The sequence below is a fragment of the Rhizobium alarense genome (assembly GCF_021555155.1).
Taxonomy (GTDB): domain Bacteria; phylum Pseudomonadota; class Alphaproteobacteria; order Rhizobiales; family Rhizobiaceae; genus Rhizobium_D; species Rhizobium_D alarense.
In genome coordinates, this window is the sequence record NZ_JAKGBU010000086.1 from 1 (window position 1) to 22200 (window position 22200).

At 66.5% G+C, this 22200-nt stretch carries 22 protein-coding genes; 10 read left to right on the forward strand and 12 right to left on the reverse strand.

The features are described from left to right. Nucleotides 1-33 precede the first annotated feature (33 nt). From LXM94_RS21240 to LXM94_RS21265, 6 genes are all read left to right on the forward strand, one after another. Nucleotides 34-849: a FadR/GntR family transcriptional regulator gene (locus tag LXM94_RS21240; protein ID WP_235773476.1), complete on the forward strand. Its 816-nt coding sequence runs from the start codon at nt 34-36 to the stop codon at nt 847-849. 125 nt (nt 850-974) lie between these two features. After that, complete coding sequence (locus LXM94_RS21245) at nt 975-1484, forward strand: NUDIX hydrolase (RefSeq protein ID WP_235773477.1); 510 nt, start codon at nt 975-977, stop codon at nt 1482-1484. Between the two features lie 63 nt (nt 1485-1547). After that, entirely contained in the window at nt 1548-3050 is a 1503-nt protein-coding gene (locus LXM94_RS21250) for an inorganic phosphate transporter (RefSeq protein WP_235773478.1), read from the forward strand. 11 nt (nt 3051-3061) lie between these two features. Beyond that, nucleotides 3062-3799, forward strand: coding sequence for a 16S rRNA (uracil(1498)-N(3))-methyltransferase (locus LXM94_RS21255; RefSeq protein WP_235773479.1), 738 nt, complete (start codon nt 3062-3064; stop codon nt 3797-3799). A 176-nt stretch (nt 3800-3975) separates the two neighbouring features. Next, nucleotides 3976-5349, forward strand: coding sequence for a glutamate--cysteine ligase (locus tag LXM94_RS21260; RefSeq protein WP_235773480.1), 1374 nt, complete (start codon nt 3976-3978; stop codon nt 5347-5349). 100 nt (nt 5350-5449) lie between these two features. Further along, nucleotides 5450-6289, forward strand: coding sequence for a DUF937 domain-containing protein (locus LXM94_RS21265; RefSeq protein WP_235773481.1), 840 nt, complete (start codon nt 5450-5452; stop codon nt 6287-6289). Nucleotides 6290-6341: 52 nt separating this feature from the next. On the opposite strand, the gene LXM94_RS21270 is transcribed toward LXM94_RS21265, so the two are convergent. After that, a complete protein-coding gene (locus tag LXM94_RS21270; protein ID WP_235773482.1) occupies nt 6342-8714 on the reverse strand; it encodes a methyl-accepting chemotaxis protein in 2373 nt (790 codons plus the stop codon). Nucleotides 8715-8936: 222 nt separating this feature from the next. After that, nucleotides 8937-9233: a DUF1127 domain-containing protein gene (locus tag LXM94_RS21275; protein WP_235773484.1), complete on the reverse strand. Its 297-nt coding sequence runs from the start codon at nt 9231-9233 to the stop codon at nt 8937-8939. Between the two features lie 278 nt (nt 9234-9511). Between LXM94_RS21275 and LXM94_RS21280 the strand changes: the two genes are divergently transcribed. After that, entirely contained in the window at nt 9512-10465 is a 954-nt protein-coding gene (locus tag LXM94_RS21280) for a LysR substrate-binding domain-containing protein (RefSeq protein ID WP_235773485.1), read from the forward strand. Nucleotides 10466-10535: 70 nt separating this feature from the next. Here LXM94_RS21280 and LXM94_RS21285 read toward each other — a convergent pair whose 3' ends face one another. Beyond that, entirely contained in the window at nt 10536-10892 is a 357-nt protein-coding gene (locus tag LXM94_RS21285; protein WP_235773487.1) for a hypothetical protein, read from the reverse strand. 282 nt (nt 10893-11174) lie between these two features. On the opposite strand from LXM94_RS21285, the gene LXM94_RS21290 reads away from it, so the two are divergent. Next, nucleotides 11175-12083 carry a hydrogen peroxide-inducible genes activator gene (locus tag LXM94_RS21290; RefSeq protein ID WP_235773488.1) on the forward strand — a complete coding sequence of 303 codons (909 nt, stop codon included), beginning with the start codon at nt 11175-11177 and terminating at the stop codon, nt 12081-12083. An 8-nt stretch (nt 12084-12091) separates the two neighbouring features. Here the strand turns inward: LXM94_RS21290 and LXM94_RS21295 are convergent, their stop codons facing one another. The 5 genes from LXM94_RS21295 to guaB form a co-directional block, all read right to left on the reverse strand. Then, nucleotides 12092-12973, reverse strand: coding sequence for a dienelactone hydrolase family protein (locus LXM94_RS21295; protein ID WP_235773489.1), 882 nt, complete (start codon nt 12971-12973; stop codon nt 12092-12094). A 117-nt stretch (nt 12974-13090) separates the two neighbouring features. Then, nucleotides 13091-14119: an alcohol dehydrogenase AdhP gene (adhP, locus tag LXM94_RS21300; RefSeq protein WP_235773490.1), complete on the reverse strand. Its 1029-nt coding sequence runs from the start codon at nt 14117-14119 to the stop codon at nt 13091-13093. Nucleotides 14120-14264: 145 nt separating this feature from the next. After that, on the reverse strand, nt 14265-14684 hold the full coding sequence (locus LXM94_RS21305) for an MAPEG family protein (protein ID WP_235773491.1): 420 nt from the start codon (nt 14682-14684) through the stop codon (nt 14265-14267). Between the two features lie 233 nt (nt 14685-14917). Beyond that, complete coding sequence (locus LXM94_RS21310; protein ID WP_235773492.1) at nt 14918-15280, reverse strand: hypothetical protein; 363 nt, start codon at nt 15278-15280, stop codon at nt 14918-14920. A gap of 139 nt (nt 15281-15419) precedes the next feature. Beyond that, nucleotides 15420-16916 carry an IMP dehydrogenase gene (guaB, locus tag LXM94_RS21315; protein ID WP_235773493.1) on the reverse strand — a complete coding sequence of 499 codons (1497 nt, stop codon included), beginning with the start codon at nt 16914-16916 and terminating at the stop codon, nt 15420-15422. A gap of 278 nt (nt 16917-17194) precedes the next feature. Here guaB and LXM94_RS21320 point away from each other — a divergent pair, with 278 nt between their 5' ends. Next, nucleotides 17195-17503, forward strand: coding sequence for an ATPase inhibitor subunit zeta (locus LXM94_RS21320; RefSeq protein ID WP_235773494.1), 309 nt, complete (start codon nt 17195-17197; stop codon nt 17501-17503). 61 nt (nt 17504-17564) lie between these two features. On the opposite strand, the gene LXM94_RS21325 is transcribed toward LXM94_RS21320, so the two are convergent. After that, nucleotides 17565-18551, reverse strand: coding sequence for an MBL fold metallo-hydrolase (locus LXM94_RS21325; RefSeq protein WP_235773495.1), 987 nt, complete (start codon nt 18549-18551; stop codon nt 17565-17567). A 246-nt stretch (nt 18552-18797) separates the two neighbouring features. Here LXM94_RS21325 and LXM94_RS21330 point away from each other — a divergent pair, with 246 nt between their 5' ends. Continuing rightward, nucleotides 18798-20210 carry a DHA2 family efflux MFS transporter permease subunit gene (locus tag LXM94_RS21330; protein WP_235773496.1) on the forward strand — a complete coding sequence of 471 codons (1413 nt, stop codon included), beginning with the start codon at nt 18798-18800 and terminating at the stop codon, nt 20208-20210. Nucleotides 20211-20219: 9 nt separating this feature from the next. Here the strand turns inward: LXM94_RS21330 and LXM94_RS21335 are convergent, their stop codons facing one another. The 3 genes from LXM94_RS21335 to LXM94_RS21345 form a co-directional block, all read right to left on the reverse strand. Beyond that, nucleotides 20220-20603, reverse strand: coding sequence for a VOC family protein (locus tag LXM94_RS21335; protein WP_235773497.1), 384 nt, complete (start codon nt 20601-20603; stop codon nt 20220-20222). Further along, complete coding sequence (locus tag LXM94_RS21340) at nt 20603-21328, reverse strand: RlmE family RNA methyltransferase (RefSeq protein WP_235773498.1); 726 nt, start codon at nt 21326-21328, stop codon at nt 20603-20605. The genes LXM94_RS21335 and LXM94_RS21340 overlap by 1 nt, the downstream gene beginning before the upstream one ends. Further along, the coding region (locus LXM94_RS21345; protein WP_235773499.1) for a Ppx/GppA phosphatase family protein at nt 21325-22200 on the reverse strand (876 nt) is incomplete at its 5' end. The genes LXM94_RS21340 and LXM94_RS21345, both read right to left, overlap by 4 nt.

The following is a 22200-nucleotide window of genomic DNA, read 5'->3' on the forward strand; positions in this document are numbered from 1 at the left end:
ACCAGTTTGACCGACCCTTGATAGTCTCGCGGCATGGAACAGGGCACCCCCGGCCGCGGCTTCGAACTCTTCGCGCGGATCAACCATGGCCGGACGGCCGACGAGGTCGTGCGGCAGATCGAGATGCTGCTGCTCGACGGCATCCTGCGCGCCGGCGACCGCCTGCCGGGCGAGCGGGAGCTGTCGGGCCGCCTCGACGTATCCCGCCCGATCCTGCGGGAAGCGCTGAAGGAGCTCGAGAACCGCGGCCTGCTGCTGAGCCAGCACGGCGGCGGCACCTATGTGGCCGACATCATCGGCCAGGTCTTCTCCAGGCCGCTCGTCGAGCTGATCGCCCGCCATCGGCGCGCGACCATGGACTATCTCGAATACCGCCGCGAACTGGAGGGCATCACCGCCGACCTCGCGGCGCGGCGGGCGACCGAGGACGACCGCGCCCTCCTCCGCCGCATCGTCGCCAGCATGAAGGCCGCGCATCGGAGCGGCAATTTCGACGACGAGCTCGCCGCCGACCTCGACCTGCACAACACGGTCGGCGAGGCGGCGCACAACAGCATCCTGCTGCACACGCTGCGCGCCTGCTACCGGCTGCTCGAACAGGGCATCTTCTTCCACCGCCATCTCGTCTTCTCGTCGGACGCGGCGCGCGCCCAGCTTCTCGCCCAGCACGAGGCGATCGCCGATGCGATCATCGCCGGGCAGCCGGACCTTGCCCGGACGGCGGCACAAGCCCATATCGACTACATATCCGGCGCGATCCGCGAGGCCGAGCGCAGCGGCGAATGGCAGCGCATCTCGCGGCTGCGGATGCAGCAGCGCGACACCGCCGACAAAAATTCGCAAAATTAGCGTTTTTTGTGGATCTTTTGGCGGTATAGCGAAGTCCAGCGAGGCGCCCGACGTTTACATGACGCGAAAGGGAGTCATACTGCCTCACACGCACAGGACGAATCGAAGAGCGAGGGAACGACGAATTGAACATTCTCAACCGGTTGGCCAGCGATATGCAGCTGATGTTCCGGCGCCCCGCCCGGATGCAATATGCCGCGCTCTGCTACCGGCTGAAGAAGAGGCGTTCGCAGCTTGAGGTGCTGGTCATCACCAGCCGCGATACCGGCCGCTGGGTCATCCCGAAAGGCTGGCCCATGGAAGGGCGCCCGTCCCATGCCGTCGCCGAACGGGAGGCCTTCGAGGAGGCCGGCGTGAAGGGCCGCGTGCGGAAGGAGCCTATCGGCTACTACATGTACGAGAAGGCACTTGCCGATGGCCTCCGGGTTCCCTGCAAGGTACAGGTCTACACCCTCGAAGTGGACGAGCTCAGCAAGAACTTCCCCGAAAAGGGCGAGCGCCGGCTTGAGTGGGTCAGCGCCGAAGAGGCCGTCCGGCGCGTCGACGAGGCCGGTCTCAAGCAACTCATCACCGAATTCGAACAGCAGTGGATCGCCGAGACGGAAATCCGCGCGCCGAAAAATGCCCGGGGCTGATCATCCCCGTATTGCCCTTGCCACGCTCAGACGCTAGTGGCGCTCTGGCACGGGGGTGATGGAATGGCGAACACGTCGGCACGGCTGGAAAAACCCACACTCGACAAGGATCTCGAGAAGCTGACGCGCGTCGAGGAGGCGACCCATTTCGTATCGCGCCGGCTTGTCGCACCGGGGCTCGGCCTGATCTTCCTGGCGATCGCGATGATCGTCTCAGGTGCCTTCGTCATCGACGGCCCCGGCGCGGCCGTCATCGTCGCCGCGGCGGCAGTCGCCGCCTATATGGCGATGAACATCGGCGCAAACGACGTCACGAACAATGTCAGCCCGGCCGTCGGCGCGCGCGCCCTCAGCATGACCGCCGCGCTCGTCATCGCCGCCATCTGCGAGACGCTGGGCGCCTTCTTCGCGGGAGGCGACGTCATCTCGACGATCTCGGCAGGCATCGTCGCCCCGTCCACCATGCCGCCGGCGGTCTTCATCTGGGCCATGATGGCGGCGCTGCTTTCGGCCGCCGTCTGGATCAACGTCGCAACCTGGTCGGGCGCGCCCATCTCGACGACCCATGCCATCGTCGGCGCCGTCATGGGCGCGGGCATCGCCGCCGGCGGCGCCCCGGCGGTCGACTGGCCGCTGATGGCGGGCATCGCCGCAAGCTGGGTCGTCTCCCCGCTGCTCGGCGGCCTTGTCGCCGCGCTCTTTCTTTATGCGATCAAGGAAACGATCATCTACCAGGACGACAAGATCGCCGCCGCCCGACGATGGGTGCCGGTGCTCGTCGCGCTGATGGCGGGCTGTTTCGTCGCCTATCTGGCGGTCAGCCCCCTCGCCGGCATTCTCGGCTTCGGGCTCGCAACGGACCTCCTGATCGGCCTCGTGACCGGCATCGCGACCTATGCCGCGGCGGTGCCCTTCGTCGCCCGCCAGTCGATCGGCCTGGAAAACCGCAACCAGTCGCTGCGCAAGCTCTTCCGCATCCCGCTCATCTTCTCCGCCGCGCTGCTCTCCTTCGCCCATGGCGCCAACGACGTCGCAAACGCCATCGGGCCGCTCGCCGCGATCGTCCATGCCGCCCGGAGCGCCGAAAGCGGCTTCGATGCCGTCGTGCCGCAATGGGTGATGCTCATCGGTGCGCTCGGCATCTCGCTCGGCCTCCTGCTCTTCGGCCCGAAGCTCATCGTGCTGGTCGGCAAGGAGATCACCAAGCTCAACCCGATGCGGGCCTATTGCGTCGCCCTGTCGGCGGCCGTCACGGTGCTCGTCGCGTCGGGCCTCGGCATGCCGGTCAGTTCCACCCACACCGCGGTCGGCGCGGTGTTCGGCGTCGGATTCTTCCGCGAATGGTACACGCGCAATTCGCGCCGTCGCCTCGACTACATCCGCAAGCGCGGCGGCATGTTCGAAACGGAGAGCATCGATGAGCGCAATCCCGACGAGCTCAGCAGGCGACGCCTCGTGCGGCGGTCCCACTTCATGACCATCACGGCCGCCTGGATCATCACGGTTCCCCTGACGGGGATGGTCTCCGGACTGCTTTTCACCCTGCTTCAATGGCTGTTCGGCTGACGGGAAAGACGATGCGCGCCAACCACCGCATGCAACGCCTTTTCGTGACGGCCGACCTCGCCGCCGGCGCAGCCTTCGAAGCGACGAAGGAGCAGTTCCATTACCTGTCGAACGTGTTGCGCATGGAGGACGGCGCCAGCGTGCTCGTCTTCAATGGCCGCGATGGCGAGTGGCGGGCCGAACTCGGCTATCCCACCCGCAAACGCCTGCTGCTCAACCCGATCGAAGAAACGCGACCGCAGCCGGAGCCCGCCGACCTCCACTATCTCTTCGCCCCGCTCAAGGCCGGGCGCCTCGACTATCTCGTGCAGAAGGCGGTCGAGATGGGGGCCGGCCTGCTGCAGCCGGTCATGACGCAGCATGTCCAGGGCCGGATCGCAAACCTCGACCGGCTGGCGGCGAATGTCGTCGAGGCGGCGGAACAGTGCGGCATCCTCGCCATTCCCGAGGTCGCCGCACCGCGCCGGCTGGAGGACCTGCTCGCCGCATGGCCGCGCGACCGTCGCATCCTCTTCTGCGACGAGGGTCACGCCGGCCAGAATCCGCTTCCCGTCCTTGCGGCCATCGGCGAGAAAAAACTCGCCCTGCTCGTCGGCCCCGAGGGCGGCTTCTCGGACGACGAACGCCGGACGCTGCGCAGCCTTGACTTCGTGACGCCGATCCCGCTCGGCCCGCGCATCCTGCGTGCCGACACGGCGGCGGTCGCGGCGATGGCCGTCATCCAGGCGGCGATCGGCGACTGGCGCTAGTCGGCCCGGCGGGCTTGCGGGCGACGGGAAGCGCCCCGGAGCGGCACCGTCCATGGCCGATTTTTTTTGAAGATGCCTTGAAAGGAATTCGCTTGCGCCGCACTTAATTCCGGTCCAAGCACCCCCTCGAAGCCCGCCTCTCCTGGCGGGCCGCACCCGTTCAGAAGAAGAAGCCCATGGCACGTGATACCACCGACCAGACGCCGGTCCGCACGCTGGCGGACATGACGGACTACCTCGCCGCCGGCTGCAAGCCGAAGGAAAGGTTCAGGATCGGCACCGAACACGAGAAATTCGTCTTCTTCACGGCAGACAACGGCCCTGTGCCCTATCATGGCGCGCGCAGCATCTCGGCGCTGCTGAACGGCATGCAGCAGAAAACCGGCTGGGACCCGATCCTCGACGCCGGCAACATCATCGGGCTTTCGGAACCGACCGGCATGGGCGCCATCTCGCTCGAGCCCGGCGGCCAGTTCGAGCTGTCCGGCGCACCGCTCGAGAACCTGCACCAGACCTGCAAGGAATCGAACCAGCATCTGGCGACGCTGCGCGAGGTCGCCGAGCCGCTCGGCATCCGTTTCCTCGGCATGGGCGGCAGCCCGAAATGGTCGTTCGCCGAGACCCCGCGCATGCCGAAATCGCGTTACGAGATCATGACCCGCTACATGCCGAAGGTCGGCACGCAGGGTCTCGACATGATGTACCGCACCTGCACGATCCAGGTGAATCTCGACTTTTCGTCGGAAACCGACATGCGGCGCAAGATGCAGGTTTCGCTGAAGCTGCAGCCGCTCGCCACCGCCCTCTTCGCAAGCTCGCCCTTCACCGAGGGCAGGCCGAACGGGCTGCTCTCCTGGCGCGGCGACATCTGGCGCGACACGGACAACGCCCGCGCCGGTCTCCTCCCCTTCGCCTTCGAGGCAGGCTTCGGCTTCGAGCGCTATGTCGAATGGGCGCTCGACGTGCCGATGTATTTCGTCGTGCGCGACGGCCGGTATCACGACTGTACGCATGTCACTTTCCGCCAGTTCCTCGACGGCGCGCTCAAGGGCGAGATCGCCGACTGGGAGCCGAACATAGGCGACTGGACCAACCATCTTTCGACGCTGTTTCCCGACGTGCGGCTGAAGCGCTTCCTCGAGATGCGCGGCGCCGACGGCGGCCCGTGGCGGCGCATCTGCGCGCTACCCGCCTTCTGGGTCGGTCTGCTCTATGACGACGCAACGCTCGATGCAGCCGAGGCGCTGACCCTGGACTGGACCTACGACGAGGTCCTGGCGCTGCGCAACGCGGTGCCGTCCAAGGGGCTTTCGGCCGAATTCCGCGGCAAGCCGCTCTGGGACGTGGCGCGCACCGTCGTCGACCTGTCGCGCAAGGGGCTCGTCTCCCGCGGCTGCCGCAACGGCGACGACGTCGACGAAAGCATCTTCCTTGCGCCGCTCGACGAGGCGCTCGCCAAGACGTCGACGCTTGCCGAGGACATGCTCTCGCTCTACCACGGCCGGTGGAACGGTTCGGTGGAGCCGCTCTTCAGCGAATACCAGTACTGAGGAGCGCCGGTTTCACCCGGAAGAAACCGGTTTGCGCGGTGCGATTTGCCGTTATAGTGCAGGGACATGTTCGTGCCCGCGCAACGGAAAGGGATCGCCGATGCTTCCACTCTACGAGATGATGACGCAGGCGCAGAACGGCAAGGCGATGGAGGTCGTCGCGCAGCAGTTCGGCCTCGCCCAGGAGCAGGCGGCCAAGGCGATGGCGGCCCTGCTGCCGGCCTTCTCCGAGGGCCTGAAGCGCAGCGCCGCCAACCCTTATGATTTCGGGGCCTTCCTGTCGGCGCTGACGAGCGGCGAGCACGCCAAATATTTCGAGGACGTCACGAAGGCCTTCACGCCGCAGGGCATCAATGCCGGCAACAACGTGCTCGGCCAGCTGTTCGGCTCGAAGGAGGTGTCGCGCGCCATCGCCGCGCAGGCAGCACAGATGACCGGCATCGGCCAGGAGATCTACAAGCAGATGCTGCCGGCCATGGCCAACACGCTGATGGGCGGGCTCTTCAAGCAGACCTTCGGCCCCTTCGCGGGCGCGTCCGCCGAGGTCAATCCCTTCGCCGCCATGACGCAGCAATGGATGGAAATGATGGGCATGGCGAAGAAGCCGGAGCCCGTCACCAATCCGTTCAACAATCCCTTCACCCAGGCTTTCTTCGGCGGCGACAAGACCGAGAAGGCACCGGACCTCTTTGCCGACAACCCGTTCGCCAAGGCGTTCCAGGACATGATGGCGACAATGAGCGGCGGCGCGGCGGCACCGTCGGAGAAGGCGCAGCCGAAGACCGAGACGCCCGCCGACAGCCTCGGCAAGCTGGTCGGCGCGATGTTCGACACGGGAATCGAGATGCAGAAGGACTACCAGAAAAACATCGAGAGCATCTTCGAGACGATGAGCAGGCCCGCATCGGCGCCGCCCGCATCGGGCAAGCCCGAGGCCTGAGGACAGCGCGCCGCGGCGCGGGATCGCCCCGTTTCGTCCGCCCTTCGCGGGATCAGAACTCTTCCCAATCCTGGCTGACCGCGACGGCTGCATTGCCGGAGGCGGCATGACGGGGCTTCGCTGCGGCAACCTGCGGTGCCGGACGGGTCGGTGCCACCACGGGCGGAGCACCCGCACTTTCGGCCGCCTGCCCGACGTCGCGAAGCGCAAAACGCGCGACGAGCGCGGCGAGCGCCTGCGTATCGGCGGCAAGGCCCGACATGCCGGAGGCGGTTTCGCCGACCGCGCGCCTGTTCTGGTCCGTCCTCTGCTCCATCTCGTCCATCAGCCTGCCGATCGAGCCGAGGCTCTCCGACTGCTCCCGCGCCGCCGCGGCGATCGTGTGGATATGGTCGCTGATGCGCGTCACCTCGCCGGCGATGCCGACCAGTTCCGATCCGGTCTGCTGTACGAGCCGGACACCCGTGGCAACCTCCTCGCCGGATTTGGTGATGAGGCTCTTGATGTCCTTCGCCGCGTTCGCGGAACGCTGCGCAAGTTCCCGCACCTCCTGCGCGACGACGGCGAAGCCCTTGCCGCTCTCGCCGGCGCGGGCCGCCTCGACGCCGGCATTCAGCGCCAGCAGGTTGGTCTGGAAGGCGATCTCGTCGATGACGTTGATGATCTGCGAGATTTCCCGCGAAGCCGCCTCGATGCGCCCCATCGCCGCCACCGCATCCGAAACGACGCCGCTCGAGCGGTCAGTGCTCGACTTGGCGCTCGTCGCCATGCGCGAGGCCTCCTCCGCCCGCTCTGTAGCGCTGCGGATCGCGCCGATCGTCTGGTTGATGGCCGACGAGGTCTGCGCGAGCGCGACCGCCTGCCCCTCGGTCCGCTCGGCGATGTCGGCGGCCGCGCCATTGACCGTTGCGGTCTTGGCGCTGATCGACCGGGTGTTGCCGGAAACCGCGACGATCGTTTCGGCGAGCCGGCTCACCGACTTGTTGAAGTCGAGGCGCAGCTGGTCGAGGCCTTCGGCGAAGGGCTGGTCGATCTCGACGGCGAGGTCGCCGTTCGCCAGCCGCTCCAGCGCGCCGCCGAGCGTTTCCACGGCTTCGCGGACACGGCGCTGCGCCGTGTTCCTGGCAGTCTCCTGCCGTTCCCGCTCCTCCGCCGTTCGCAGCCGGCCTGCCTCCGCCGCCTGCTGCAGGTCCTCCTTCTCGATCGCCGCCTGGCGGAAGACGGCGACGGAACGCACCATGTCGCCGATCTCGTCCCTGCGTGTCTCGTCCGGCAGGTCGATCGCCGTGTTGCCGCCCGCCAGCTCAGCCATCGCATCGACCAGACGGTCGATCGGGCGCGCGATGGCACGCGAGAAGGCAATGGAGGCTGCGAGCGCAAGGGCCAGAACGGCCAGCGCCAGGCCGATGACGATCTTCGCGCCGTTGACGATGCCGGCATTCGCCTCGGCCTTCGCCATCTTGGCGACGACGACCCACTCGGTGCCGCCGAAGGAAAGTGGCGAGGCGCCGGCGTAGAAGGCGGTTTTCGAGGGATCGGTGAGGCTGCCGCGTGCCTCGGTGCCGTTCGCGGCGTCCGGCATGCCCGCCATGTCGAGCGTTACCGCGAGCGCATCGGCCTCCGCGCTGCGCGGCGGATCGGTCACCACCATTCCGTCCCTGCGGGCAAGCACCGTTTCTCCGGTGGCGCCCAGGCCCTTCACGTTGGCGAAAATCGCGTCGAGCTTTCCGTTCGGGATGCGGATCGCCATGATGCCGAGCGTGCGGCCGTTCATCAGGATGGGCGCCGCGATGAAGGCCGCCCGCGCGCCCTCGGACGCCGCATAGGCGGAAAAGTCCGACACGGCGACGGCACCGGGCTCCTTGAGTTCCAGGGCATGGCGGAAGGCGGTGGCAAGGCCGCTTTCCTTGTAGGGGCCGTCCATCAGGCTTGTGCCGAAGTCGCTCTCCTTCGCAACGGAATAGAGCACGTTGCCCTTCGGATCGATCATGTAGAGATCGTCGTAGGCCTGGGCCTCCAGATGCTTGCGGAAGACGACATGGTACTGTTTGTGCGTCCGGTCGAAATTGTCCTTCTTTGCCGTGTCGAGCAGCAGCCGCTGGCCGCGCGGATTGGGATTGCCCTCGATATAGCGCGCGCTGAGCTCGGCCGCGGGATCGTCGCCGAGCGCCTTCCAGGCGCCGCTGAAGCCGTAGAAGGCCTGCGTTGTCGGCATGGCGCTCGCCATGCCCAGGAGGTCCAGCTTGATGCCGTCGAGATAGACCCTCGCCTCGTTGCGCCGCCCGTCCGCCGTCGCCTCGAGCTTCTGCATGACCTGTTCGCCGACGGTATCGGCGCCGACGACGAGGGCGGCGGTGCTTGCCGCGCCGATGGAGAGAAACGTAAGAACGGCGGCGGCGATCGGCAGCTTTCGCGAAATGCGCATGGGACGGTCCATCTATCGAAGGTTCGCCCGGATCATCCGGCCTGCAGCCAGCCTCATGCCGACGGGACTCCCCGCCGCTGCGTCACGCGACGTTAGAGCGTTTTGGTTTCCTATCGGTAAATCAGCGACGACAAGAAAAAACCCGGCGGGACCTTTTCGGGTCGCACGCCGGGCAAGCGGCAGGGTTATTGGCTCTCACCCTGCGGGGAAGCAGGAAGGCCGTCAGTCGAGGCGGCCGTTCCGGAGATGGCGGCGCGCGCGCTCGCGCGCAGTGATCGTCAGATGCAGACCGGGATCGGAGAAGAAGGCCGACGTCATCGCCGTCGTTACATCTTCCCGCCGCAGGCCGAGGTCCAGCAGTTGGTGATCGTCGAGATCCTGCAGCTGAAGCACCGCGGCGCGGTTGAGCCATGCGCGCACGAGGCGAGAGGCAGCGTTGCGGAGCCTGACGGAAAACGTCGGGGCGGGCTTGGCGGAAACGGCAAGATCCAGATCGAGCCTGTGATTCATCATGCGCATGGCATTTTCTCCTTTCCGGCGTCGTGGTCCGACCATCCTGGGGCGGGGTTCACAAAGCACCAATGATCGTTCACCGCACCGGTAGGGGCGGCGTTGAGGGCGGTCTCCTGCGGAATGGGGCCCCTCACCGCCGGGAGGCCGGAGCGGGAGGGGGTGCGGCGGAATGATCGGCTGGCGGACATGTCGATCACCCTGCAGCTAACATTTCGCAAAATCCCATTGATCAGTCCAACGAATGTTTTTAATAGTATCAATCAAACACTCTGATGGGTTTCGTCATGTCCGCTCCACTCGACATCGATCAGCTTCAAACGTTCGTCGCCATCGCCGACACGGGCAGCTTCACCAAGGCTGCCGACCGCGTCTTCAAGACCCAGTCGGCCGTCTCCATGCAGATGCGCCGGCTCGAAGAGAGGATCGGCAAGCAACTCTTCATGAAGGACGGCCGCGGCAACCGGCTGACGGCGGAGGGCGACAAGCTCCTGAACTTCGCCCGCCGCATGATCCGGCTGAACAACGAGGCCGTCGCCGCCTTCGACGACAACCGGCTTGAGGGTACGCTCAGGATCGGCACGCCGGACGACTATGCCGACCGGTACATGCCCGAGATCATCATGCGCTTCGCCAAGACGCATCCGAACGTGGAACTCTTTATCGTCTGTGAACCGTCGGTGGACCTTGCGGAAAAGATGAACAAGGGCGAGCTCGACATCGCGCTCGTCACCCACAATCCGCGCGAACGCCAGTCGGACGTGGTGCGGACCGAACCGCTCTGCTGGGTCATGTCGGCGAACCATCCGCTGCCGGAGAACGCGCCGGTTCCGCTCGCCGTCGGACGGCGTGACTGTCAGTGGCGGCAGATCGCCTGCGCGGCGCTCGATTCGGTGGGCCGCGACTATCAGGTGCTGTTCACGAGCTGGTCATCGACGGTCGTCGCGGCGGCCGTGATGGCCGGCATGGCCGTTTCGGTCCTGCCGGAATCGGCGTTGCGGCCCGGCATGAAGGTGCTGACGCAGGCGGACGGCTTTCCGCCGCTCGCCCCGGTGCAGATCGGCATCATGAAGCGGCCGGGGTTCTCGACCTCGCTGATGAACGCCATCACCAACCACATCACGGCCTGCCTCGACAACATCTCGCCGCTGGCCGTCAACGACGACCTGCCGGAGGCGGAGGTCAAGGCCTTTCCTCGCCTGCCGCGGCTTCGGCCGGGACATGTGATGCCCGGCTGGTAGCGCCGACGCAGGACCCCGACATGCACCGCATGCCGGGGTCGGACGAAGGCCGGCGGCCAGCGGTTTAGGATCAGTCGTAGGTCGCGTTCACGCCGTCGAAATAGATGGTGTTCGCCTCGCAGATATTGATCGTGGTCTCGTCGCCCTTGACGCTCGATCCGTCCTCCGCCTCCCAGGTGACGTAGAAGGAGATGTCGCAGGCGCCGTCGTGGTTGAAGGCCATGTCGGCGGTCTCGCCGGCATTGAGCTTGAAGTCCATCCAGTTGGCGCTCCATTCGCCGCCCTCGCCGGTATGGAAGCCGTCGATGATATAGTCGGAGTCGTTCTGGATCTTGAAGTTCATTCCGGCCGCAAAGGCCGCAGACGGCACAATGGCGGTTGCGGTCATCGCGACTGCGAGAACCGAGGTCAGTATGATGCCTCTCATGGACGTATCCTGATTGTATGAGTGATGGGCTGCCTGTGCCGATGGCTTTGTCGCCGTTGAGCCGCGCCTTCCGCCGGGCCTGCCTGAACCGAGGTTCCTTGCCGGAAACCGGTTCCGTTTCCGGAGCCCGATTTCCAATTCGCTATACGGGACAGCAGCTTGCTTTATTCGGCGGTTCCGGAGGTCGCATCCACGCTGCCGTTCACCAGCGTATCGCCCTCTTGTCGCGGCGCGATAATTTCCAATTGCATTTTCGGCAATCAATGATAGGAAAAACCTATCATGATAACTCTTCGCCAGATGCGCTATTTCGAGGCACTTGCAGCAACCCGCCATTTCGGCCGGGCGGCCGAGCTCGTGCATGTCAGCCAGCCGGCGCTTTCCGCGCAGATCATGGAAATGGAGCAGCATCTCGGCGTCAAGCTCGTCGAGCGCATGCGCGGCAACATTCTCATCACCCGCAAGGGCAAGGAAGTTCTGGAGCATGTGCGGCTCATCCTTGCGGAGCTGGACCGGCTCGAGAAAACGGCGCGCAAGGGGGAAGGCGTGCTCGACGGGCCGGTTCGCATCGGCATCATTCCCACCGTCGCGCCCTATCTCGTGCCGCATCTCGTGCCGCACCTGCGCATGACCTATCCGGCGATCGAAATCGAGCTCAAGGAGGCCGTGACGGATCGCCTGGTGACCGATCTTGCCGAAGGGCGCCTCGACGTCGTCATCGCCGCGCTGCCGATCGACAACGAGGCGATCGCGACCCGCCCGCTCTTCCGCGACCGCTTCTTCATGGCCATGGCCGAGAACGAACATGACGTGCTGATGTCGCCGCTCACGGAATCGCAGGTGGACACGGACCGGCTGCTCTTGCTCGAGGAGGGTCACTGCCTGCGCGACCAGGCACTCGCGGTCTGCGGCGTCGCCGGCAAGCGCAGCCTCGTCAATTTCGGCGCAACGTCGATGGCGACCCTGCTGCAGATGGTGTCGCACGACATGGGCATGACGCTGATCCCCGAGATCGCCGTCGCGACGGAGACGCAGCGAAACGCGATCCGCATCGTTCCCTTCGCCGAGCCGCAGCCCGCCCGCGAGATCGGGCTCGCCTGGCGAAAGGGCCTGCCGCGCCCCGGCGAAATGGAAGCGCTCGCCGCGGCGGTGATGCGCTGCGCTGCGCTGCCCGGCGCGGACGCCGCCTGAGGGGCGCGTCAGGCCGTCGTCAGATACTTCTGCAGGAAGGCGACGGTGCGGCCCCAGGCGAGGCCGGCGGCCGCCTTGTCGTAGCGCGCCTCCGAGGTATCGTTGTTGAAGGCGTGGTTGACACCGTCATACATGTGGATCTCGAACGTCTTGCCACCGGCTTCGAGCGCCTCGCGATAGGCATCGATGCCGGCATTGATGCGTTCGTCGAGCCCCGCATAGTGCAGCATCAGCGCCGCCTTGATGGCCGGCACGTCCTCCGCCGGCGCCTGAGCGCCGTAATAGGCGACACCGGCCTTCAGCTCGGGCGACGCCGTGGCAAAGCGGTTCACCAGCCCGCCGCCCCAGCAGAAGCCGACGGCGCCGACGAGTCCGTTCGATCCATCGAGACCGGCGAGATAGCCAAGGCTCGCGACCGCATTGGCGGTCGTCGTGTCGCGGTCGAGCTTGCCGATCATCTCGCGCGCCTGGTCCTCGTTGTCCGGCGTGCCGCCGGAGGGCGACAGGAAGTCGGGGGCGAGCGCGATGAAGCCCTCCAGCGCCATGCGCCGCGCCACATCGCGGATATGCGGGTTGAGGCCGCGGTTCTCGTGGATGACGATGACGCCGCCGAGGGAGGCGGCACTGTCCTCGGGACGCACCAGATAGCCCTTCATCTCGCCCGCCCCGCCCGGATAGGCGACGTCCCGGGCCGCAAGCCGCGGATCGTCCGCGGCGATCATCTCTGCATGGGCCGTGTTGGCTGCAAGCAGGGGCGCGATGGCCGCCGCCGCGGCGCCGGAGCCTGCGAGCAGCGTCAGCCGCTCCATGAAGCGGCGGCGGTCGAGCGTCAGGTGGGTATATTCGTCATAGGCATCGATCATCGCCTGCGTGATGACAGGTTTTTCCATGGCAGCCTCCCGTGTCCGTGAACCGGTGGCGCGACCCGAACGGAAGCGCCGCTCACCGACAAGATAGGTTGGCGGGCGGCGCGCGGCGAACAAAACTGCGTTACCGGCAAGGCCGGCCTATGCTGCGAGGTCGAGCACGATCCGGCCGTCGATGCCGCCCGCCTCCATGCGCTCGAAGATCGCATTGATGTTCTCGATCCTGTCCCAGGAAAAATGCGCCGCCACCTTGCCCTCGCCGGCGAAGACGAGCGACTCCTCCAGGTCCTGACGCGTGCCGACGATCGATCCGCGCACCGTGATGCGCTTCAGCACCGTTTCGAAGACGGGAAGCGAGATGAAGCCCGGCGGCAGGCCGACGAGCGCCATCGTGCCCTTCGACCGCAGGAAGCCGTAGGCCTGCTCCATGGCCTTCGGGGACACGGCCGTGACGAGCGCGCCATGCGCTCCCCCGGTCGCCTTCTGCACCTGCTCGATCGCGTCCGCCGCCTTGCCGTTGACGACGACGTCGGCGCCGAGCGTCTTTGCGAGCGCCAGCTTGTCGTCGAAAATGTCCGCCGCGACGACATGCATGCCCATGGCCTTGGCATACTGAACCGCCATGTGGCCAAGCCCCCCGATGCCGGAGACGACCACCCATTCGCCGGGCCTCACCTCCGTCTCCTTCAGTCCCTTGTAGACGGTGACGCCGGCGCAGAGCACCGGCGCCGCCGGGCCGAAATCGAGCGACGGCGGCAGATGGCCGACGAAGTCGGGATCGGCGAGCCCGTATTGCGCGAAGGTACCGTTGACGGAATAGCCGGTGTTCTGCTGTTCGGCGCACAGCGTCTCCCAGCCGGTGCGGCAGGGCGAGCAACAGCCGCAGGCCGTGTGCAGCCACGGCACGCCGACCCGGTCACCCTCCTTCACCCGCTTCACGCCGGCGCCGACCGCGGCCACGTAGCCGACACCCTCGTGGCCCGGAATGAAGGGTGGCTTCGGCTTTACCGGCCAGTCGCCATTCGCCGCATGCAGATCGGTGTGGCAGACGCCGGTCGCCGCGTATTTGACGAGGATCTGGGCCGGGCCGGGCTCGGGGACAGGAACCTCCTCGATGGACAGAGGTCTGCCGAATTCGCGGACAACCGCCGCTTTCATCGTCTTCGCCATGGGTCTCTCCTCGATGTCGCGGGCGTACCGCTTTGCCGTCCGTGACAAACAACAGGAGAATGCACCCGTTCGGCATGACATCGATCAAACGCGGCGGAGTATGTGGCCGGAAGCGTCTCAGATATGAGCCAATCGGGCCCGCGATCTACGTGAAGGCCAGCCAGACGGCGAGCCAGACCCACAGGAGGCCGAGAGCGGCAAAACCGGCGACAAAGGCCGGGCGGCGGTAACGCAGCCGGTTGGTCGTGACGTGGACATAGGCGTGTGCATAACGCGAGACCACGAAGAACCAGCCGAGAGCGACCGTGACGAGATTGTCGGCATCCACCAGGTAAAGCAGGATGCTCACCGCATAGAAGAGCACCGGCAGTTCGAACTGGTTGGCAAGGCAGTTGCGGGCCGTCAGGCTGCCGTCCGGCTCGCTGCGGTTCTCGCGGAAGGCCGAGGCCTTGGCGCGGCCTGCGCGCACGGCGGCGAAGCGGCGCCTTGAGAGCAGTGCATACAGCATGAAGACCAGGAGCACATGGGCGATCAAGGGCCACAACGTGGCTTCGGTCGGTGTCATCCGTCTGTTCTCTTTCCTTTTCGAACCGGATGCGCAGCCGCGCCGGCCCGGTTCCTTCGGTTGCGACGGCAGGTGAGAAGCACCGGCGCGATCGACAGGCAACTTAGAGAAAACAGAAGCAGTTTCAATCGGCTGATCGACGAAAGCGTGAGAACTGCAGGCATTTCGCCGCCCGGCGCGATGTCGATGAGACCGCATCCGCCGCACGGGCAGCGGACGCAGCCTCTCTCGTGTCACTGCTGCAGCGTCAGCGTCTCCGTGCCGGCACCGTCCTTGCCGGTGATCGTCCAAGCGCCATCGAGAACGCCGCCGTCCCTGACCTTGTAGACGACGAGCCCGACGGCATCCTCGAGCACATAGCCGGCGGCGAAGGCGTCGTCATGGAGCATGCAGACGCCCTGCGACGTGGTGCCACCGGTCGTCCATTCAATCACACAGGTCGTGTCGCTGGTCAGCGTGATCGTCGCGGTTCCGTCATAGGCGGAACCGTCCAGGTTCGTACCCTCGACAGAATAGGTGCCAGCACTCACCGTTTGCGCTGCGGCAGGCGACGTCACCGCCATGCCCAGAAGAGCACAAGCCAACAACCTTTTCATGCAGTCCCCCAAGAAAAGCCGGCGACATTGCCGACCGTGCAGATTAGGCCCGGCTCATGAAAAAAGGAAAGGGAATTGCACGGGCCGATCGCCGGCGGCGCACCTTTTTGTCGCCGCCGCGCGCAACCCATCGCCGCCGTCAGGCGGCGCCCGGATAGTTGGGGCTTTCGCGCGTGATCGTCACGTCGTGGGCGTGGCTTTCGCGCAGGCCCGCGCCGGAGATGCGCACGAAGGTCGCCTTCTCCTGGTAGTCCTTGAGATCCCGGCCGCCGACATAGCCCATGGAGGCCTTGAGACCGCCGGCGAGCTGGTGCAGCACGCCGGAGACCGGCCCCTTGTAAGGCACCTGGCCCTCGATGCCCTCCGGCACGAGCTTCAGCGTGTCGCGTACTTCCGCCTGGAAATAGCGGTCGGCCGAGCCGCGCGCCATGGCGCCGACCGAACCCATGCCGCGATAGGCCTTGAAGGACCGGCCCTGGTAGAGGAAGACCTCGCCCGGGCTCTCGTCGGTGCCGGCGAGCAGCGAGCCGATCATCACGGCCGAAGCGCCGGCGGCGATCGCCTTGGCGAGATCGCCGGAGAACTTGATGCCGCCGTCGGCAATGACCGGAACGTCGGCCGCCTCAGCCGCTTCGACGGAAGCCATGATCGCCGCGAGCTGCGGCACGCCGACGCCGGCGACGATGCGGGTCGTGCAGATCGAGCCCGGGCCGATGCCGACCTTGACGGCGTCCGCGCCGGCATCGATCAGCGCCTTCGTGCCGTCCGACGTCGCCACGTTGCCGGCCATGATGCGAACCGAGTTGGAGAGTTTCTTCACGCGCCCCACCGCATCCAGCACGCGCTGCGAATGGCCATGCGCGGTGTCCACGACGATCAGGTCGACGCCGGCGTCGATGAGGCGCTCGGCACGCTCGTAGCCGTCGTCGCCGACGGAAATGGCGGCGGCGGCGCGCAGCCGGCCCTGCGCATCCTTGGAGGCGTTGGGATTGAGCTGCGACTTCTCGATATCCTTGACGGTAATCAGGCCGACGCAGCAACCGTCGCCGTCGATGACGAGCAGCTTTTCGATGCGATGCATGTGGAGGAGGCGCTTCGCCTCCTGCTGGTCGACGCTCTCCTTGACCGTGATCAGGTTCTCCCGCGTCATCAGCTCGTAGATCTTCTGCGACGGGTCCGAGGCGAAGCGCACGTCGCGGTTGGTCAGGATGCCGACGAGGCGGCCGGGCGCGCCGGCACTGCTGCCCTCGACGACCGGAATGCCGGAAATGCCGTGCGCCTTCATCAGAGCGAGCGCCTCGGCGAGCGTCGCGTCGGGGCCGATCGTCACGGGATTGACGACCATGCCGCTCTCGAACTTCTTGACCTGCCGCACCTGCTCGGCCTGTTCGATGGGGGTGAGGTTGCGGTGGATGACACCCAGGCCGCCGGCCTGCGCCATGGCGATCGCGAGCCGGGCCTCGGTCACGGTGTCCATCGCCGAGGAGAGAATCGGCAGGTTGAGGTCGAAATCCCGGGCAATGCGGGTCGCGATGTTCGTCTGCCCCGGCATGACCTCGGAATGGCCGGGTTGCAGCAGCACGTCGTCGAAGGTCAGTGCTTCCAGTCCGGTTGCGGTCTCTATGATGCGCGCCATGGCCAAATCCCTTCGGTGTAAAGGCAGCAGTCCAGAGGAACGACGGAACGGCTCCACCTGGTCGCTTGCAAGAAAAGTCTTGGAAGTTGGCGAGGGCTGGTAACACGAGTCCGGCGCGAAAGGAATAGCTAAAACCGGATGGCTGGCCTGCGCCGACGGTCGATGCGGATTGACGGTTTCTTAGCCGTGTCCGCTGGCGCTCCGTTAAATCTCTGCGTGTATAAGCAAAGTCGCGGCACCGGACAGGGAGCCGCGATAAAACAAACGGGGAAACGACGATGACGGCATTGAAGAAGCGGGCCCGCGCGCTCGAGGACGAATTTGCTCACAACGAGACTCTGATGTTCAGGGCCCAGGCACGGCGCAATGCGCTGCTTGGCTTCTGGGCGGCCTCGGCGATGCACCGCATGGACGGCGAGCGCTATTCGCACGAGCTCGTGGCGGCGGACGTCGCCGCGCCGGACGGCGCCTACGAACGCATTCGCTCCGACTTCCGGACGGCCGGCGTGCGCTGTTCCGACGAGGATCTGCGCGAGCGCATGGTGACGCTGCTGAAGGATGTCGCCCGCGAGATGCGTGGCTTCTGAGCGCCACCACGGATTGTGCCGCCCCGCAGATCGTGACGAACTGCGGGGCGTCTTCCCTGTTTCAGATGTCGAACTGATAGCTGAGCGGCACGAAGCGGTAGCCCTCGCCCGTCCTTTCGACATAGCCGACCGCCGGAAACGGCATGTGGTAGCCGACGAAGGCGAGCTTGTCGGCCGCGATCATGTCGAAGACCGTCCTGCGCGCCGCGGCGGCCATCGTCTTGTCCATGTCGAACTTCACCTCCCAGTCCGGCCGCTGCAGCGACAGCACGAAGTGGTTGGCGGTATCCGCCGTCAGCATCAGCGCCTTGCCGTCCGATTCGATGCGGAAGATCATGTGGCCCGGCGAATGGCCGAAGGCGTTCATGCCCGTGATGCCCGGCACGACGGCGCCGCCATCCTCGATGAAGGTGATCTTCCCGGCGAACGGCTTGACCTTGGCGAGCACGCCCTTGTGCCCCTGCTCCGCCGGTGTGCCGACGCGGTCGGTGCTCGTCCAGAAATCGTATTCCGTGCGGCCCGTGACGTAGCGGGCATTGGCGAAGGTCGGCTGACCGCCTTCCGTCAGACCGCCGATATGATCGCCGTGCATATGCGTGATGACGACAACGGTGACCCGATCCGGCGTGTAGCCGACAGCCTTCAGCCCCTCGACCAGGCGGCCCATGCCGGCTTCGCGTCCGCCTTCGCCGAGGCCGGTGTCGAACAGCACCACATCCGCGCCGGTGTCGACCAGCGTCGGCGCGAAGCTGTTGACGAACTGGTCCGCCGGCAGGAAGTTTTCGGACAGCAGCGCGCCGACGGCTTCGGCCGGCTGGTTGGTGCCGAAGGTTTCGTTGGGCGTGCCGGACGGGCGCATGCCGTCGCGGATCGTCGTCACCCGGAACGAACCGACCTTGAAGCTGCGCGTCTCGACCGGTGTCGTCACCATACTGTCCTGCGCCATTGCCGCCGGGCCCGCCCCTTTCAGGAGGAAGGGCGCCGCGAGCGAACCGATGCCCGCCGCCACGAACAGCGACCTGCGTGAAACGTCCAATGTCCTTGCCATGCCAGCCTCCACTTTCACTTGTTGCGTCTTGACCCTGCCCGCCTCGGCGCCGGGAACGGTGCAATCTTGGCACGGACGGAAGACCGGACGGTGTCACGAAGACGGCCGGTGGAATCACGGCTTTGTGATAGGGAGCCGGAAATCCCGGGATTTGACAGATGCCAGGTCCGGGCGCAGAAGGGCCGTGCCTGCATGTCCCATCCGTCCGCTGGCGCTCCGGCCGCCATCGGCCCTCAAAAGTCACCGATGAACCGCATCGTCCCCCTCATCCTCGCCGTCGCGCTGTTCATGGAGCAGATGGATTCGACGGTGATCGCCACGTCGCTGCCGGCGATCGCGCACGACCTCGGCGTCGGGCCGATCACCCTCAAGCTGGCGCTCACCTCCTACATGGTGTCCCTCGCCGTCTTCATTCCCGCGAGCGGCTGGATGGCGGACCGCTTCGGCGCCAAGCGCATCTTTCGCCTGGCGACCCTCGTCTTCGCCGTCGGCTCGATCTTCTGCGCCATGTCGGGCAGCCTCGTCGCCTTCGTCGTCGCCCGTTTCCTGCAGGGCATGGGCGGGGCGATGATGACGCCCGTCGCGCGTCTCGTGCTGGTGCGCAGCACGTCGCGAAGCGAGCTCGTCTCGGCCATGGCGCTGCTCACGATCCCCGCCCTCGTCGGCCCGCTCGCCGGCCCGCCGCTCGGCGGCTTCATCACGACCTATTTCTCCTGGCACTGGATCTTCCTGATCAACGTGCCCGCCGGGCTCGCCGGTTATGCGCTGTCCGGCATCTACCTGCCGGAGATCCGTGCCGCGGTACCGCCGCCGATCGACGTCAAGGGCTTCCTGCTCAGCGCCGCCGCCGCCGCGCTCACGATGTTCGGCCTCTCCGTCATCAGCCTGCCGGCGCTGCCGCCGGCGATCGGCGTCGTCTCGACGGTCGCCGGGCTCCTCAGCGGCTGGCTTTATGTCCGCCACGCGAAACGGCATCCGGCGCCGATCCTCGATCTCCGCCTTTTCCAGGACAGTGCCTTCCGCGCCGCCTCGATCGGCGGCACGCTGTTTCGCATTTCGGTCGGCGCGGTGCCCTTCCTGATGCCGCTGATGCTGCAGGTCGGCTTCGGCCTGACGCCGTTCCAGTCGGGCCTGGTGACCTTCACCGGCGCCATCGGCGCGATCACCACGAAGTTCCTCGCCAGGCGCGTGCTGACCTTCGCCGGCTTCCGCACGACGCTGATCGTCGCCAGCGTCTGCGGCGCGGCGCTGACCTTCGTCAACGGCCTTTTCACCTTGTCGACGCCCTTCGCCGCCATCGCCTTCGTGCTGCTGCTTGCCGGCTTTGCCCGCTCCTTCTTCTTCACCAGCGTCAATGCCCTGTCCTTCGCCGACATCGCCGACCAGGATGCGAGCAAGGCCACGTCGATGGGCGCCGTGCTGCAGCAGATCAGCCTGGCGCTCGGCGTGGCGGTCGCCGGCGCGATCCTGGAGATCGAGACGGCACTGACCGGCTCGCCGCTCGGGCTGCGCGACTTCCAGATCGCCTTCATGCTCATCTCGGTGCTGACGCTTGCCGCCGTGATCCCCTTCATCGCCATGGCGAAGAACGCAGGCGCGACCGTTTCCGGCCACCGGCTTGCGGTCAAGGAGAGCGAGACGACGGCGGCGGTGAAGTAGGAAGCGGCGCTATTCCGGCCGCTCGCAAACGGCGGAGATCTTGTTGCCGTCCGGATCGCGCACGAAGGCTGCGTAGAAATTCGCATGGAAGGGGCGCAACCCCGGCGCGCCCTCGTCGGTTCCGCCCTGCGCAAGCGCTGCGGCGTGGAAGGCGTCGACCGCCGCTCGGTTCGGCGCATCGAAGGCGATCGTGACGCCGTTGCCGAAGCTCGCCGGCTCGCGGTTGAAGGGCTCGACGACCCAGAAGCGGCAGCGCACATCGCCGTCCGCGCCATAGCCGATCTCGTCCGCGCCCTCCTTCTGGCGGCGGTAGCCGAGGAGCGGCAGGACGGCATCGTAGAAGCGGCCCGCACCGGCGAGATCGTTGGTGCCGACCGTCGTGTAGAGCAGCATCAGGCCGTCTCCTGTGCCTTGTCTTCAGGCGCCCTGCGGCCCTTGAAGCCCTTTGCCAGCAGGAACATCTCCACCGACTCGGCCCGCGAGGCGCCGGGCTTCACATGGATGACCTGGCGGAAATTCTGCTTCAGCATGGCAAGCAGGTCGCGCTCGGTGCCGCCCTGGAAGGTCTTCGCCAGGAAGTGCCCGCCCTCGGCCAGCACCTCGACCGCGAAATGCGCCGCGACCTCGCAGAGATGCATCGTGCGCAGGTGGTCGGTCTGGCGGTGGCCGGTCGTCGGCGCCGCCATGTCGGAAATGACGAGGTCCGGTGTGCCGCCGACCGCCTCGATCAGCTTTTCCGGCGCCTGCGGGTCGAGGAAGTCCATCTGCAGGATGCGCACGCCCGGTAGCGGATCCATCTCCAGGAAGTCGATCGCCGCGACGCGCGGATCGGCATCGGTCGAATCCGTCACCTTGGCGGCGATCTGCGACCAGCTTCCCGGTGCCGCACCGAGGTCGATGATGCGTTTCGCGCCGGCGAGAATGTGGTGCTTCTCGTCGATCTCCAGCAGCTTGAAGGCGGCACGCGCCCGGTAGCCCTCGAGCTTCGCGCGCTGCACGTAGGGATCGTTGATGTGCCGCTCGATCCAGCGGCGCGACGAGGCCTTGAGCTTGCCCTTCTTCACCTTCTGGCCGAGCTTGCGGCCCGTGCGGTTGCCCGATACCGGCGGCTTCGTCATCTGGCCTGCTCCTCGGAACCACCGGGATGACGGAAACCGGACCGGTTCTGCCGGCGGTGGCGACCGCGCCGCCAGACGCCGTCGTCGGCCATCATGTCGGTGAGCAGTCCCTCGCGCAGCCCGCGGTCGGCAACACGCATGCGGGTGGCGGGCCAGCGGTTGCGGATCGCCTCGAGGATGGCGCAGCCCGCGAGCACCAGGTCGGCCCGGTCCGGGCCGATGCACGGATTGGCGGCGCGCGCCGAGAAGTCCCAGGAGAGAAGCCGCGCCTGCATCGCCGTTACCTCCTCGTCGGAGAGCCACACGCCGTCGACGCGGCGCCGGTCGTAGCGCGGCAGGTCGAGATGCACGCCGGCAAGTGTCGTCACCGTGCCGGAGGTGCCGATCAGGTGGAAATCGTCCGGCGCCGTCCAGTCGCGCTCGACGGGGCAGTCGAAGCCGGCCAGCATGCCTTCCACCTCGCGCACCATGGCGGCGAAGCTTTCCGGCGTCACGTCGCGCCCGCCGTGTCTTTCGGAGAGCGTCACGACGCCGACGGGCAGCGACGTCCAGTGCGTGATGTGGTTGGCGAGCCGGCTGGAGCGGGTCTCGCCGATGCGGATGACCGCGATCTCCGACGAGCCGCCGCCGATGTCGAACAGCACGACGGATTTCGCCTCGCGCCCGACGAGCGACGAGCAGCCGGAGACGGCAAGCCGCGCCTCGGTCTCCCGGTTGATGATCTCGAGGTCGAGCCCGGTCTCGGCGCGCACGCGCGCCAGGAAGGCCGGGCCGTTTTCCGCCGACCGGCAGGCTTCCGTCGCGATCAGCCGGCTGCGGCGGATGTTGCGGCTCCTGAGCTTCGCGGCGCAGATCCTGAGCGCTTCGACGGA